This is a genomic window from Bradyrhizobium sp. USDA 4504 (assembly GCF_054063995.1).
The window spans coordinates 6,392,783-6,408,838 of record NZ_JBSSGV010000001.1 but is presented as its reverse complement, the minus strand read 5'-3'; the positions used below and the strand labels follow the sequence as shown (position 1 = coordinate 6,408,838).

Sequence of the window (16,056 nt, the reverse complement as noted above, 5' to 3'; positions counted from 1 at the left end):
GAGCGCTGAGACGCCTGCACTAACTTGGCGACGCACCCGCTCCAACCACCTAGCGAGGACGCCGCCAGCTTATCTGGCACATCAATCGACCGCAGCGCTTGAGGTAGCGCTTGCATCTTCAGGTCCAGTCGAGCAGCGCTCGCCGGATTGTCACCGGCCGCCTCGCCAGATTGAAGGAATCGATGATCGTGAATGGCTCGCTACCCAGTTGAGCCACCGCATCCCCGAGTACTCCATCGAGTGCCTCAGGGTTCCAGAGCGGATGCGCTATCACGCCCCAGCGTGTGTTCCCATCGAATCGTATCGCGCGTAGCGCGCCAATCTCGCGCACTTCCGCCGTGCTGAACTGCCGCCGAACGCGCTGCAGATCCCGCTCAACCAACTCCGACCACATCCTCAGGGCTGGCCCCTCGAACCGCCCATCGAGACCGCATCGGAAATCAAGGCGATTGAGCGCTTCAAGGAACGACAAGCCGAGTCGCCAATCCAGCAGGCCATGAAATGGCTGATTGCGGTACCGCAGCAAGCACCGGTAGCAGGACTGTTCGCAAGCGTGCTCATGATTGTCGCGCATGAAAGCATTGAGAGGATATTTGCTCTCATCGCTCACTGCTTGACGCAGCAACGATGCGATCAATGTCGCTCCCGATTCCGGGTCTGGTGTGCCCAGCGCATTGCTGAAGCCTGCACCGTTCACAAGATGATCGGCTATTTGCAGCACTGGCAGGGCGACGCCTCCCGCCGGCCGGAACATCCGCGGCTCGATGACGTCGAACTCCTCGGGATCGATGTCTAGCTCCAGAGCCGCCTTGTTCACTAGAATAAACGTCGCCGAAAGTGCAGCAGCGCGCACGCTTGTTGATGCAAGTGCCTCAAGGACATCCCTGCCTACCAGGCCATCCAAATTACGGCGCCCGACCACGCGCTCCAGACTGAGTCCACGAGGCATCTGGGCTGGTGCGATATACAGCGCATCCGTCGTTTTCGGCGCGGCGAGCCACACAGAATCGATGCGCCGCTGCTGATCGCCAGTGTACGCCGTGAAATCGCTTGGCCCCACTGCATCACCGATGAACTCGTCGGCGATCCATTGCGAGTCCAGAAATGCCTCTTGACCGGGCCTTCTGAGCCGCTCCTCGCCGGCCGCTGCACTGAATCCCTTCCATCGCCCTGGTGTATCGGGGTCGAGACCTCCCCGGTTGAGCCGATACGTTTTGATCTGTTCACCCACCTGGTAAGACAGATTCGAACCGGGCGACTGCGCCAACACAAGTGCACCCGCCTCCGACTGGATCGACCGATGACGTCCGCTCGGCCCATCGCTGTCCACGTCAGGTGACGGCCGGAAGTTGGTACGGAATCCGAGCGGTTCGCGGCATGGTGACGAACGGTCCGGGGAGAGCGGATGTCCGCAAGATGCACAATCGGCCAGTCCCTCCTCGGGCATCGTTTCGTGTCGGTACCACGACCCACAGTTCTCGCACTCAAGCATCCAGAAAGTCGGCCCAAGTGCTTCGGACATCAGCGGGACATGCATCGGACTCGGTGAATTCAGTCTCCGAAAGCCGAAGCTCCCTAGTCGCCCCGTGAAGCCGATGCAGACGTTCTCGCGCTTGTCCTTCACGATGATCGAACCAGGCGCGAACTCGAAGACCGCCAGGTCGAGATCGCGGTCGATCGTGGTCCACTCGCGCTCGTTCGTCGCGCGGGAGAAGCGATACCCGACATACAAATCGCGAACCCGCGTAGGCATCCCATACAAGGGCAAATCACCCTGCTCGGCGAGCGAATGCGCGAGGCCGTACTGCTTCGACTCCGGATGGTCCTCCAAAGTGTCAATCTCCCGCACCAATTGCTCGGGATCCATCCACACCGCGTGAAAATCCAACGAAGAGTCCTGACACACCAGGTCCACAAATGCCCGTGCCGACGCCTCCTCCGTTATCAAGGCGTCTCGCAGGCGATCGCGCCACTCTTCGGCGAAGTACACATTTGACTGCATGAACTCGCCGTGGATGTCGGGTGGACGCATATCGTCGGCCGGCCAATTGGCTGCATGCGCTTCGCGTAGGCGCCCGAACGCCGCGTTCAGCCACCACTTTCTCAAAAAGCGACGGGCGATGTTCGGCATGCCACGGGTCAAGAACGGAGGCGGCGGCACGTCACCAGTGATCCTACGTGGTTCGCGGAAGTAGTAAAGGTCGTGGCTCTTCGTTCTGCATACCGTCAGCACCATAGAATACGCCTGGCGCCTACGGCCAGCACGTCCGACCCGCTGCTGGTAATTGAACCGTTGCGGTGGCATGTTGGCCTGCAACACGGCCTGCAACGGCCCGATATCGATTCCGACTTCCATGGTGGTGGTCACCGCTAGAACGTCGATCTCTTCTCGCTGCCTCAGGAAGGAACGGTCGTCGGGAACCAGAACCTCCTGCCCATCCTCATCACGGATGAGCTGGCCGTTTGCATCACGCGCCGGCTTTACGTCGGGAAACAAGATCCCTCGAAATTTTCGCTGACGTTCTGCGCCGTTGTCGGTCTGGCCGGTCAGCTCCTCGCAATGCAGCCGGAACGGTTGTGCACCCCGACGGATCAGCCGCTTGGCCAGAAAATTCTGTTCCACAACCTCGGTGACCGAGCCGCTAGGCTCGGTAGGTAGATCACTGAAGCAGCGTGTGCATATCTCTGCTCCCCGGTGCAGGTGCACACGCGCGCATTTTCCGCATCGCCAATATCGATCCGACGGATCTACCAGCTTGACGCGCAAGGCTGAAGTCGTGAGCAATCCGTCTCGATGACCGGCTTGAGAAAGCTGCTGCAGAACGTCGCGCAGCCGCGCTCGCGCCTGGTCTCCCCACAGGCGCGTTGCGAACTTTAGCACACGATTGTTTTGATCGATCCGGTTCTCATCCACCCAGGGATCAGGCGTCCGATCGTAAGGACTATCAAGCAATCGATAGGCATCGGCAAAGACGCGCAAAAACGCCGAGTGCACTGCATGGGCGCGCGCATCCTCACCGAAAGCTTGGCGCGGCATACAAAGATGGCCGAGCCCCGCCTCTTCGATAGAAAAATATGTGCGGCTCACCAGGATTTCCGTGACCAGCTTCTGCGTATCCTCGACGACAAGCCGCCGGGCCTGATCGAGCCATTGCTGCTGCTGCACGTCATCGCGCCAGTCGAACCCGCCATCATGAGGCTCGAATAGCTCGTTCCACTCGAACCAACGGGTCTCTCCATCGGCCACCGCAGCAATCGACCGCGTTCCGGCCGGGTCAGTGGGATGGACGCCAAGCTCGACAAAGGCGCGGATCAATGGCTTGAGCAACTGTCGCGCCCCGCGCACGCCAAAAAATCTCGCGGCGGCGCGTGCATCTTCAAGGATGTCCCCGATGAGGACGCTATCCTCGCCGACGCCTGCTCGCGCGCGATTTAGCGCACCGATTTGTGCGCTGAGCAGTTCTTCGGCGGTGTGATCATTGATGTCTTCGGCGTTGCGGCGTTGGGCACGCAGCTCCCGAAGCTGTGCGTCAATCGCTTCGGTAGACGGCCGACCACGCAGAACGGCCTGAAGCTGCGTGACGACCAAATCTCGCCGCAGGTCCTCGTGGTGCCGGCTTTCCACGTCGAGCGCCGCCTTGGCGGCGTCCTGACGACTATCCGAGAACGAGACCAGTTTGGGGCTCTCGGCATGCAGTTTGAGGAGATCGAAAACCTCGCTCGCAAGGAGCTGTGTAGTCTTTGCAAAGCCTGTCCGAAAGTGTCGAAGCGGCGAAAGTCTTGCACTGGTTTCGATCCGACGCGGCGAATAGTCTGTCTCACAATTCGGACACTGGTACGGTACGTTCGTGCCAGGGCGGGCATTGCTCCGCTGGTGCCGATCAGCACTCTCTCGTCGTGCGAATAACCAGCCCAGAATATCGGTGTCCTGTGCTGCTTGCCTGCTGAGGCCAATGGTCCGGACCACACCGGTCGCAGGATCGAGCCTGGCTGCTGCCCAACCTTCCGGCGAGCTGCCGCGATACTCGGCCACCTTGGGCGGTTCGCTCCGAGCTGTCGGCCAGAACACAGCATACTGGTTGAATGATAAATCCTCGAAGCGCTGGCTGACGGCGCTATCGGGTAACCCGTCCAGATCCGCATCGCTCGGCAGCAGCTCGATTTCGTTGTTGCCGCGGCGACGACGCATGCCACCGATGAACATCTCGCCGCAACATTCGCAATACAGCATCTCGAACAATCGCAGCGGCAGCGCCGCGCCCGCGCCGCCCACTTGCTCCTCGCTGACCGTGCGCTCGATCGAAAGGCTGCCGGCCACGCGGCTCTCGGAACGAAAAGCCGGCGCGACGCCCAACCCGCGGTCCAGCGGGGCATAAAGCCCTTCGATACTGCGGAAGAATGTGTGCAGCCGGAACGAAGGCGCGTCGATCCGCGGAACGGCTTCCCCGAACCATCGCCCGAACGCATCGCCGAGACCGCGGACCAGCATGAGGCCGCGGACTGCGCCGCGCTCCCGATCACCGTTTCCTCCAAACAGTGTGCTGCTCAAAACGGACCATTCCGTCGCTCTGACCCGCCCATCCTCCTCCGACCAACAGGCCACCGCGAGTCTGCGTCCCGCCTCTACGACGCAAGTCCGTACCACATCTACAAGGGGCCCATCCGATGTCACGCCCAACCCAGCCGCGACGTCACGCCACGGCGCCTCAAGAAGCGGAACGTCTCCAGCGCAGGCCGGTTCGGTAGTCGAGCCTCCATGGGCTTCGACGAAGGCAATAAATGGCTCGGGTACCAACGGCTCCGTTCCAAGCGGATGCTCGGGCTCGGTGTCGCCGGTGATGATCGCCGAACGCCAGCCTTGCCGGTCTGCAACACCAGTTCCGTTTGCCTCGTATGTCCCAAAGCGCCCGAACATGTCCCAAAGATAGGCAAGGCTTTTCGTCCCTTCCTCGCCCTCTGCGGGCAACGATGCACTGGATGCCAGAATACGAAGCTTGTGCCGGTGCGCCGGTTCCGTGAGACCGAGACGCGCGAGAAGGGTACGAATGAGATATGCCACCTCCGTACCCGCGGCGCCTCGCTGCAGATGCAGCTCATCCAGGACCAAATAAAAATATGCATCCTCGGACTGCAACCATCGACGTGTCCGGTCGAAGATCGGCGCGTCAACCTCACGATTGAGCATGGCGCCCAGCATGCTGACGTTGGTGATTAGCAGATCCGGAGGAGACGTCTGCATGTCCCACCGAGACAGCAGCTCGGCCCCATCGACCGATGGGAAGAGGTAACGATCATCCGGTTCTGCTTCGCCGCTCGCGATCAACGTCTCCACGTTGCGTTGTGTGCGCTCGTAATCGACCATCTCGGCGAACAACTTGCCGAGTTGGCGCGCGCGACGTTCCCAATCAACCTCTGCTGCTTTGCGAGGGTGCACGTTGAAACCGGTAACCGGCGTATCGCTCGTGTAGCGGCCGAAGAAGATGCGGTTGCCCTTGAAGCTTTGCGCCGTGATTTCGCGCGCAGAAGCCGAATCGAGCGCCTTGCGCAAGCGCGCCAGCTGATCCTCGACCAGCGCGTTCATCGGATAGAGGATCAAGCAACGCACGGCTGCCGCGCGTCGCTCGCCAGCACGATGCGCCACGAATGGATCGGCCGCGGGATTGCGCTTCAAGGGGCGACGCTGCTTTGGAATTCCACCCTCGCCACCGTAACTCTCGTAGCTTCGTCCATTCGCATCCTGCCACCACCGACGCGTCAAGTATCCGGCCTGTGGCGCTTCCCAGCTCAGTGCTTCACGCGCGATGCTTGCGAGTACTGGCAACAGAAAAGACTCGGTCTTTCCCGATCCGGTGCCAGAGGTCACGATTCCAGGTCGCGCGTTCCTACTGCCGCGGCAAAGCATTTTCGCTTGGTGAAGGTAGAGCTCAATATCGGCACTATCGAAGAGTCCCGAAGCGACCAGCTGAACGAATACTTTGCGCTCGTTACGCGTGAAGTGATCGAGGGCCTGTTCATCCCCTTCGCGGTCGACGAGTTCGCTGAGCTTCCATGAGGTGGTGCGGTAACGAGGCAGCGGCTCAAGAAGCGGATCCGTGCACAGGGTTCCTGGACGCTCGATCAGGGCCCGGCGTTCGGCGCGAACCATTGGATCGCCAATACGAAAGGCGGTGTCGAGGTACGTGACGTACAACTCGCGCACTCTCAGAAAACAGCCGATCGGATCGTACATGGCTCATCCCATCATAGCTTGCGCATGCCGTCGAAGGCGGTGCGGATCGAAAATTGTCTCAAGAACACTCAATATGCTTCTGCTCAGGGCTGTTGACGCGCACGGATACCTGTATCGGCCATCCTCACCGACGCCTGGCGCGGTCCCGCTGAGAATTGCCAAGCAACGCGCCATGGGCAACGGAAGAAAGGCTTGTGCCGCAATCAGCTGTCCGCCGTCCACTGTGGCGAATGGGTTTTGCCTCAACATTGCTAGCCCCCAAAGGCGGGCCGTGTTGAGGTCAAACGACCACACCGAACGATCTCCGGCCTCCAAGTGCCAATAGTCTGGGCAGCCTGCGCGGACGCAATGCGTGAATGATATTTCACTCGTATCGAGCCCAGCGCCCAACGACCACCTCGTCCAGGGCGTTCGCTCGTCGTAATTCTGTGGTGCTGGTCCAAGTCCATCATGCCGATTTTGTTCGGCGTAACGTACGAATTCGAACTCCAGCCACCGCAGGGGAACGCCGGCCCGCTTCGAGATTGCTTCAAGCTGCTCTTGCCGGCTGCAGCGCACGGTCATGATGGCAGGCGCTTGAGTAGTGACATGGGTACGTTCTTCGATCGCCGCTCCCACGTGCTCAGCAGCCAACCGTACGCTGCGTCGCGTGGTCGGCAGTAAAAGTCCAAGGATTGTCGCCCCGAACCCTCGCTCAGTTCGAAATCCAACGAGAGTAGGGGAGCGTACGAACACGCTGCAGTGCCGCCAGCGGGCATAGAAGGCGATGTCCAAGATTCCGGCCTCGGCCCAGCTGCGCGTGAGCGCGCGTATCCCCTCGCGCGACAGCCCCATGACCCGCTCCACATGGCCGGACCATTCCCGGAAGGGAATTCCCGTACGTCCGCCAGCGCGTGCCGCTGCAATCGCAAGCAGGCGATCAACCTCTGCAGCGACGGTCAAGTTTCGCGGCGCCGCAGCCTGGGCCGAAGACACAATATTTTCGTCGGTCGGCAATTCCGTTGAGATCACACTTTGACGGATTCGGCTCCTCGCAGCATTGAAATCTTCATCCGAGGGATCCGGCCGGCAGTTGAACAGCAGCTGACGCCACCTCCGCCGAGCCGAAATGTCGGATACGCGTGCGATACCCGACGTCTCCGCGAGATCGGGGCGGCATCGCGCTCCCATCGCTTTGCCGCCAAATTTCGTTACAGACCATGCTGCCTCCTCAGGTCCATTCAAGAATTGCCCCACGACCGGGCCAAGATGAAATGTGAGGTCGGCTGCCGGAGCTGACTCAGTGCTTGGGCTGTCGCGAAGCGGTGCGGTTCCCGCCAAGGTCGTCGTCCCACCCAATCCCTCTAGGATCCAAGCATTCAGCTCGTCGGGCAGGCGGACATCCTGGCCAGCGACCACGCGATTGAAGCGGGCCGACAAGCCAACTGTCCCGCCTTCCTCCAGGCTGATTTCGAATTGGAACTCTCCCTCAAGATCGCGGGAAGGCAGTTGCCAGGCGCCTTCTTCATCCTTTCCAAGTACTTCGCGCCTACTGTCGACACCGGTCATCACGACCGCACTGGCGCCGGGCGCCACAATGCGGGGAAGTATCTCGCGCAATCCTAGCCATCCGTCATCCGCCCTCACCCCACGTTGCAATCGCGCAAATGGCCTTACGATCGAATCATAAAGCTGCCAGCACCCGACCAGCGCCGTCTCCTCCAGCGTCTCGGCTGAAAGGCGGCGAAGCTCCAGGCCTCGCAACTCGACCCACCCGCGGTACACTGATGGGTTGGATCGCACGCGCGCCTTCCCGAAGAGAGTGATCAGAGCCTTTGCCCGCTCATCACGCGCAAGAACGGTCCTGGACTGCTCCAGTTGCTCTGGTCCCCCCAATTCGAGGCAGCCGTGGACACCCTCCACCAACGTGACGAGACCTTGCGCAACGAGGCTGCTGAGACGTGGAGTCGAAATGCGGCCGGTGAGCACATCACGCGCGGTCGCGTACGCACCTTCGGGCGCATCTGCCACCTGCTTGTTCTCGATCACGGCGTAGCGCCATCGATCGAACGTCACGGGCAATTCTGCCGTCCGAAACCGTCCTTCGGAGATTGGCTCATCCGTTACAAGGAATAGATGGAGCCTATCATCCTGCTCTTCGCACAGCAGTTGAAGCAGTGCATCCTCGCCGTCTTCATCAACGCCCGCACCACGTCCACGCAGCGCCGCGTCTCGCACTGCCGACCAGAAGCGATGCTCAAGCGTCTCCCTCGCATGGCGCGTCCCATTCGCAAAACTGCTTCGAAAATTGTCGAAAGCTTGCTGGAATGCTTGCCGAAACCGGCCACGCGACGCCGCGACCAGCGCAATCACCTTACCTACCGGAGGCTCATGTCCCTGTAGACCAGCGCGGTCCAGAATTTCGGACAGCACTCGCTGATCGCGCCGATCGGGAAAGGCGAGCTTCACCGAATGGCCGATCCGGGTATAGCCGCCTGGCTGCGGCAACCTCAACGGCCTGAATTGCCGAGCATTCGCAGCAAGCCAGGCAGCAAGATTGCTCCATAGCGTTGGCAGCCATTGAAGCGTGTAATCCGGCAGCGTGCCTCCGGCTAGCTCACGCAAACGCAGCAAGTACGATCCCTCGCTCGCCAACTCCTCCGAGGACTCCGACGCTGCGATGCAAGAAAAGATCAGGTGAGAAACGAACCTCGGCACGCGTTCTGGCGGCGGCGGATTCGGCCAATGCTGATAGTTCGCAGCATCGTCGAAGAGACTTCGGTTTGGACCAATCGCTTCGCGGAGCTGAATGATGAATCTGTCCCTGACGTCCGACGGGTTCGCTGTCACGTCTCCAGTGACGCGCGCCAGTTCTTCGGGTGTCGTCAGAAGTGCGACAACGGGAGCATCCTCCCCAGGTTGACGGCCGAAGAAATGCACCAACAGGCGCTCATTCCACTCCGGAAGCTGCCAGCTTCGCCAATCACTCATTCCGACCACCCCTCAGGGCGCCTCAAATTGTCAGGCCGGAATTGTTGCGGATAACGGCGCCTCAAGCACGTGACATGCTTGACGCGAGGCCGCCCACTTACGCCTTACCGATCTGAACCACGGCTCCGGAAAGCCGCTCAAGCACTTGGCCCCCGACTCACCTACTGCTTGCAGCGGATGATTCCTTCGCTTAATCGGATCGTCAACGCCTCCCTTTGACTACATCGCGAATTCGAGCTACTGCCGCATCAGTGTCTTCATGCTCCCAGATCCGAACAACGCGCCAACCGGTCGCCGCTAGGAGCGCGTCCGTTTCGCGGTCGCGTTTGCGGTTGGCCTCGATTTTCTGCCGCCAGAAGTCCGCATTTCTTGCAGGCCACGTCGCATGCTGCGGACAACCATGCCAAAAACAGCCGTCCAGGAATACCGCCAGACGTGAGCCTACGAAGGCCACATCGATCGAGCGTCGCGCGACTCCTGGAACGCGGTAATGGACACGAAAGCGGAAGCCTTCACGAAACAGAGCTGATCGCAGCGCTCTTTCCTGCGGATTGTCTCGCCCGTGCGTCCGGCTCATCCGCGCGCTGGTCCCTCCATCCGTTTGCAGCTGTACCTTGGCGCGCGACGAAGTCCCTGAGATCGCGGGTGAATTCCGACGGGACACGAAGGCCGCTCCTCTCAAGCCTACTAAGGAAACCGCTCGCGGCCCGCAGTGAAAGGGGCGGCGCCTCGTCGGAGAGGAATTTCGATATACCTACATATCCCTTACGACCAGGCCACTCCGACACCTCCACCTTACACCGCTGGTTTCTTCCGCCGTAACCTGCGATGGGCCAGGAATGGGCCGCATCAAGCTTTTCCGCTTCGGGGCGCCTTTGTGCAGACTGCCCAGCAAGAACCCGCCCTACCCATCCAGCTGCGGGCACGCTGACGGCGTTCCCGATGAGGCGCCACCGTAACCGATCGGCAACGGCCTCTTCCGCCCTAAATGCTGTCCAGCCACGTCGAAAACCTTGGAGTGCTTCCGCGTCCTCAATAGTCGGTGTAACGAAATCACGGCTGCCTGACCGCCAAATCGCTGGCGGTGACGCGATGCCCACGCCCGATGTTCCCTTCAAGGGCGGCGTGGCATCGACCGCCCAGCCCACACCTCGATTGCCTTCCGTCCAATAGAACCCACAAGGCGTGTCTGGCGCCCACTCTGGCTCGCGCGATGCACCGACATCCGAGAAAAGAAATTCAGAGGGATCCTCGACACGCGATGCAAGTAAAAATATCCGACGGCGTCTTTGCGCCAACCCGAAGGCTCGGCTATCGATGACACGATAGGCCCAAGTATAGCCAGCCTCTTCTATCTTCCGTGTCAGATAGCGCATCCCCGCACCTCGCTTGAGGGAGAGCAGGAACGGCACGTTCTCGAAGCACATCCATTGCGGTTTGCGACGCGCAGCGTGAACGAGGTGAAGGACGTGAGAAACGAGTCCAGACTTCGGGCCATGAATGCCAGCTGTGCCGCCTGCTGGGCTGAGATCCTGGCAGGGAAATCCACAAGCCAGAACATCGCATTCTGGCAACTTCTCGATCCGAGTAATATCACCGAGGTTCACTACATCCGGAAAGCGTCGGGCTAGTACCAAGCTGGCGATGGGATCGTTTTCAGCAACGATCTCCACACTATGCCCTGCAGCCTTCAGGCCCAGTTCTAGTCCGCCGATACCCGCAAATAGACCAACGACCCTCAAAACGCCCTGCCTCTGATCAACGACCTGTTGCCCCCGCTGGGGCCTGTGAGTCGGCACGATACCTGCTTCGGGCGGAATTCTCGAGAAAGATTTGAGTTCGTCTCACGCCGCGCCCCCAATTTTGGTGCATCTAAAGCATGCGTCGCAGTCCTCCACGCGAGTGCCACGTCCGACCAAGCGCCATCGATACAGCCACGCTCGCCAGCCTTGCAATAGACAGTTCAGGTTAGTGGGAATTCGGTAGTTAGGAGAGAACTCACCAAGTCCGGCGTATTGAATCCATTGGCGATGAGAATGTCTGCAATATCCTTTCCGCTTAAGAAGATGATGGGGTGTCGATCTTCGCGCACCTCCTCATAGGCCTGGGGCGCAACCACGGAGGTGGTTACTAAGACCCCGAATTGTCGGTGGCGGATCCTCGAAATCAGACGTGAGACCTCGCGAACTCCTACAGTATTGGCCGTTTCCCCGTCGAACGCCGGTTGATAGCATTTAGCCTCGAGCGAGAATTCGGCATAGACCGGATCGTCTGTCAGGCCCAAAAGGTAGCGACCGACTGCGTCACGACCTCCATCTACGCTGCCTCGCGTGATGGCGTCGATGATCACTCTCGGATCGTGCATTTGAAACACCCGAGCGGCAAAGGACTCGAAAGCAATAGGCGCCGGCTCGAAATAATCGAAGACTACTCGCAAAATCGCAGTCTTCGTCGGGGTATCAGGACGCTGCTGGTTAGCGCTTCTAATGGCCGTGGTATTTTCCGAGGCCAGTGCTTTCGCTTGACCTGATTTCACCCAATCTTGCCATGGCGCAGGCGCGGCCTCCGCGCGTGCGCCATTTCCACCAGCCAGCGCCAATAACCACGAGCGCGCAATCACCGGCACGTCCAGCACGGTGAAGACAGCGCGGTAATTCTGAAAGCGTTGACCTTTTGTCGTCTTCCAAACAGCGACGAGATCGGCGGTCGATGGCAGGCCTGCAAATCCCGGCACCGCTAGACCCTTAAATTGCACAGATCGAGAACTCGTAGTTGTGGGGTATTTCTTGAAAATGAAGAACGGTGGCACCTTCGCGCGCAACTCGGAAGGACCGTGCAAAAGCTCGAAAACTCGACGCAGGATTTGATTGCCGGATGTTTCATGCAGCTCGTGACCCGGCTTCTTGTTGTCACCGAAATAGATGAATTGGCCAGTGCTCAAATCCAATGTGTCTGGCCAATCGCTATCCTCGCCACTGGTGTAGAGCACAACGAACTTCTTGTCCGGGCCGCGCCCTGCTTCGCGAAACCCGCCCTGGTTTCCGACGCCCGCCAGAACCTTAGAAATTGGATCGTCGGCAGCGTTTCCAGCCGTGCCACCCTCATAAACAGCGTCAATGACCAGGTCGGAGGACGCCAACAGGTTATGTGGGACAATGCGCACCAAGTCCGGCTCCGTCAGGGGACCCGCCTGGGGCACCTTGCATTACCCCTAGCGAATTACGCTCGCTTGATAAATCCCTAAGTCGTTGAATGACTGGCAGAGTGACGGGGTTCGAATCTGCCACCCCGGGTTTTTGAGGCATGGGGTTCGCCAATCGTCACCGAAGCTGCGCAGACCGAAGACGACGCCGGTCCATGAGTTAGAGCGCTGTATGCGCTGCAAAGATTGTTGGCGAGTGCAGGGGCATCCCTGCAAGCGAAGTTGTCTTGTAGCCTTGCGGACAAGTAAGATTTCGGCGAGCCATCCGTCGTCAACATGGTGGCCAGGGGAACGATAAGGCTAGGAGACTACGAAATGCCGTTAACTCTAAATTTTCATTGGGAAGAAGCGCCTGGCGCAAAAACACTGAGCAATCCGACCCGGCTCCGTCCGGCGAGTGAATTTGGTGACGCTCCTGCCGGTGCAACCGCCCGCCAGTCGGCGTTCTACAGAAATCTTGTCCGACTTGCCGAACAAACGGGCGAACGCACGTTGCCAATCTCGTTTCTGACGATAGATGGCGTGCCAAAGCGTATGGACTATGGCTGTATGAAGATCGCTGAGTACGCCGGGTTTATTCAAACGATCACGAATTCGCCGGGCGGCGTAGTTGAAACCGTGACATTGAACTGGAATCCGTCGGTCTGATCCCGCGTTTGATTACGTCGGTGATCTCGCGCCGATGAAGGGAATGTTTCCCGATTTTTCTGCCCCTATGGTTCGCAACACCGACTGCGGTCCGAGCTTGCCCTGATGCGATGACCTCGTCGGCCAAGCCGGCGTCAGCGATGGCGAAATCCACGTGATCGCATTCGCCTATGGGGAATAGATGAGCCAGTAGCCGATCAGCTTTGTCGCGGTGCGACAGCAATCAGTATTGGTGCGGTGCGCAGCCGGAGAACGAACTGGATGCTTTCCTGGCGTCCCGGGCAGTCCGGTGTGTCCCGCTCAACGCTGACCGCCACGGGCGTACTGTGGCGGCTTGCAGTGTGGATGGCACGGACTTGGCGCAGTGGCTGGTATCGTACGGACACGTGTTGGACTGGCCCCGGTACTCGAAAGGCAAGCACGTCCAAGATCGACTATCGGCCGAAAGGGCAGGGCTTGGTATTTGGGCTGGTTCATTTGCAGCACCGTGGCTGTACCGGGATTGCGTCCGACGAGTGGCAAGCCAAGCAAGTGTTCGGATGAGTCGCTTAGGCGATAACTGCTTGCAGCGCGCCGCAGAGACCGGGTACGAAGTACAACGGATTGATTAGTGATTTGCTCCGCCGAGTTAATCAGAAGCGGCGCAGTTCATGAACACGGGTCGCACGATCGATATGAAATGTCTGCTTCCTGCCCATGGGCGAGTAGATTGCTCTCTCTGTCACGCTAGGACTGTATCATTCGACGAAACGCGAACAGAGAGCGCGGATCAGGGATGGCGCATTACAGCTAACCCGCTTGCGTGGGGAAATCGCGAGCCAGAAATACTGGTATTGGGCTTTTCAAAAGGACCCAGGCAGGCTGGCGAACTCCGAAACCTTCCGCACAACGATGTCCCTTACCGGAAGGGAAGGAAGCAGGTCGGGAGGATACTATCTCATGTAGGCCTGTTGCCAACCGCGAGCGCGGACCAATTGAAGACGTTGGTCGATAGAGCAATTGCGGACACGGACGGTCGATTTGGATGGGGATCGCTCGTCCGCTGCACTGTTGAACGATTCGATAAGAAGACTAACGCTTGGGTCGGGAGCGGCGGGATGATCGACGAATTCATGGATCATGAATTCGGTCGTCGGATTTCGCTGGCTTGTGTCACCAAATTTTTGCGAGTTCTACCGGAGCGGACGAAGCTCGTTGTGATGTTTGGTCTTGGCGCTAACGGAAGCTATGTCACGAGTGCTCGTAGGGCTTTTGAGGTCGCTCGCCCCGGCAAGTGGCGCGAAATAAATGAAGTTGCGTACTCGGATGAATCACTAACCGTGGTTCACGTCGAACACTTCGCATCGCGGGGAGCGAACATCCCGAATTGGCTCGGACAAAATAATCATCGTCGTTCGAGGTTGGGATTGCTCGCGCGCGAGGCAGTTTCACAATCTGGGGTCGGTTCGCTGTGACTCTCTAGCAAGGTTAGACGTTCTGGTGAGACTTCATGGGGTGGATACAGGACCCACCAGGTGTCTTCGGGATCCGGGGAGCAGTCGGTGTCATCGATTATGATTGGCAAGCCGCTGGTATCGACCACCCAAACGTCAATTTGCGGCAACGGTTCCGGCAATTTGCTCGAAAAGAAAATGCCACCCGTAATGCTAAGCATTTCGCCTGTGACCGGATGATTGATTTTCAAACCATGGTCGAGGATGCTTTGTCGGTTTGTCGTTTCTGTCCCGTGATACAGCTTCATTGTTTTTCACTTGTGCTGTGACTTGCGGTGCTCCGCAATCTGCCTACGAAATTCGGTTGTTCGAAATCCATTGTACTTTATGCCAACTCCACAACAGTGCACTTACTGGCATCCAACGGATACAACGCTTATCCGACAGCATCGGCCTACTGATGCGCCTCCAGCCCATCGAATTTCTCTTCGGTTGTAGATGCCACGCCGTAGGCTGCGAGGGAGTTTGATTAGGCCGTGGATCTATAAAGCGAACCGACCGCCGCGAGCTCCCGCCATGCCCCGGTAGCCAATCTTATCGTCGGCATCGTCTTCTGAATGAAGGGCGCGGTTGTGCCAGGTGGTCGTTTTAAGTTAGGTCGCAGCGACTTCGCTTTCGCTGATCTTCTGGAATTCGAGCAGAAGCTCTTGATAATGCTTTGCCAAATAACCTACCACCTTTGCGTTGCGCAAAAGTTTTGAAATGAAGCCGTTCGCTAGCACCAGATCGAGGTGATCAGCGCCATAGCTCTGCTCGGCGACCTTGAATTCGCGAGCGAGCGAGGCTGATTCCCGTTCCATCAGTGCCAGTTGCTCATCCGACAGGCCCCTGGGTTGACGTGGCTTGTAGCCGGGTGCGAGCTGTGCCTTTGGCGTCGCTGCCAACAGCGAGCGGACGTAGGAGTTGGAAAAGTTATTCATCGCCACCATCAACTCGGCCGCCTCGATCTGTCGGATCGCGCCTAACTTGCGCAATTCGGAGAAGGTGTTGAGCGCAATATGCTTCTCTTTCAAGAGTTCGGCCGCTTCCGCGCAGATACCATCGAGCAACCTGCGCCGACGGCGGATACTTGCCACATCGACATTGAGCGACTTTGCGATTCGCTCTTCCGATACCCCGTTCTCGACCGCCTTCAAGATCATCTTGTGTTCTTGGATGATAGCGATCCGGTTGATCCGCTTGTTGTAAGTGAAGGCTTCGTCGTCGGTCGAGACCAGACAGGCGACTTCCACGATCCCCTGATCGCGTAGCGCCTCGAGCCGAAGGTGTCCGTCGAGCAGCAAGAACTTGCCTAGCTCCTCTCGGCTACGTGCCACCACCGGCGGCTCAACCAGCCCGATCTCGGCGATAGAGGCCAAGATCTGCTTGTACTTGGCCGAACGCTTAATCTCGTCCGAGATGTATTTGAGGGGCTGGACATCGGAAAGCCGCAGCTGGATGGTGCGTTCCTCGAACCCGCTGCGTACCGCGATGTGGACCCGGCGTGGCATGATTCGTCAATTTGGCAAGAGGGC

General features: G+C 59.1%; 9 protein-coding genes. 3 read left to right on the top strand and 6 right to left on the bottom strand.

Annotated features, from left to right (window positions below; translation table 11 throughout):
- Positions 1 to 118: 118 nt before the first annotated feature.
- The 5 genes from ACVMB1_RS30135 to ACVMB1_RS30115 all read right to left on the bottom strand — a co-directional run bounded on the left by ACVMB1_RS30135 (position 119) and on the right by ACVMB1_RS30115 (position 12,362).
- Positions 119 to 6,229: a DEAD/DEAH box helicase gene (locus ACVMB1_RS30135; RefSeq protein WP_456849630.1), complete on the bottom strand. Its 6,111-nt coding sequence runs from the start codon at positions 6,227 to 6,229 to the stop codon at positions 119 to 121.
- A 3-nt stretch (positions 6,230 to 6,232) separates the two neighbouring features.
- Entirely contained in the window at positions 6,233 to 9,199 is a 2,967-nt protein-coding gene (locus ACVMB1_RS30130) for a hypothetical protein (RefSeq protein WP_456849628.1), read from the bottom strand.
- 202 nt (positions 9,200 to 9,401) lie between these two features.
- Entirely contained in the window at positions 9,402 to 9,776 is a 375-nt protein-coding gene (locus tag ACVMB1_RS30125; protein ID WP_456849626.1) for a very short patch repair endonuclease, read from the bottom strand.
- Positions 9,712 to 10,998, bottom strand: coding sequence for a DNA cytosine methyltransferase (locus tag ACVMB1_RS30120; RefSeq protein ID WP_456849624.1), 1,287 nt, complete (start codon positions 10,996 to 10,998; stop codon positions 9,712 to 9,714). The genes ACVMB1_RS30125 and ACVMB1_RS30120 overlap by 65 nt, the downstream gene beginning before the upstream one ends.
- A gap of 164 nt (positions 10,999 to 11,162) precedes the next feature.
- The gene (locus ACVMB1_RS30115) at positions 11,163 to 12,362 is read right to left on the bottom strand and encodes a restriction endonuclease (RefSeq protein ID WP_456849940.1); all 1,200 of its coding nucleotides are present in this window, start codon (positions 12,360 to 12,362) and stop codon (positions 11,163 to 11,165) included.
- A gap of 354 nt (positions 12,363 to 12,716) precedes the next feature.
- Between ACVMB1_RS30115 and ACVMB1_RS30110 the strand changes: the two genes are divergently transcribed.
- From ACVMB1_RS30110 to ACVMB1_RS30100, 3 genes are all read left to right on the top strand, one after another.
- Entirely contained in the window at positions 12,717 to 13,049 is a 333-nt protein-coding gene (locus ACVMB1_RS30110) for a hypothetical protein (protein WP_456849622.1), read from the top strand.
- A 1,097-nt stretch (positions 13,050 to 14,146) separates the two neighbouring features.
- Positions 14,147 to 14,503: a hypothetical protein gene (locus ACVMB1_RS30105; RefSeq protein ID WP_456849620.1), complete on the top strand. Its 357-nt coding sequence runs from the start codon at positions 14,147 to 14,149 to the stop codon at positions 14,501 to 14,503.
- Positions 14,504 to 14,538: 35 nt separating this feature from the next.
- Positions 14,539 to 14,811 carry a hypothetical protein gene (locus tag ACVMB1_RS30100; RefSeq protein WP_456849618.1) on the top strand — a complete coding sequence of 91 codons (273 nt, stop codon included), beginning with the start codon at positions 14,539 to 14,541 and terminating at the stop codon, positions 14,809 to 14,811.
- 324 nt (positions 14,812 to 15,135) lie between these two features.
- Here ACVMB1_RS30100 and ACVMB1_RS30095 read toward each other — a convergent pair whose 3' ends face one another.
- Complete coding sequence (locus ACVMB1_RS30095; protein WP_456849616.1) at positions 15,136 to 16,032, bottom strand: plasmid partitioning protein RepB C-terminal domain-containing protein; 897 nt, start codon at positions 16,030 to 16,032, stop codon at positions 15,136 to 15,138.
- Positions 16,033 to 16,056 lie beyond the last annotated feature (24 nt).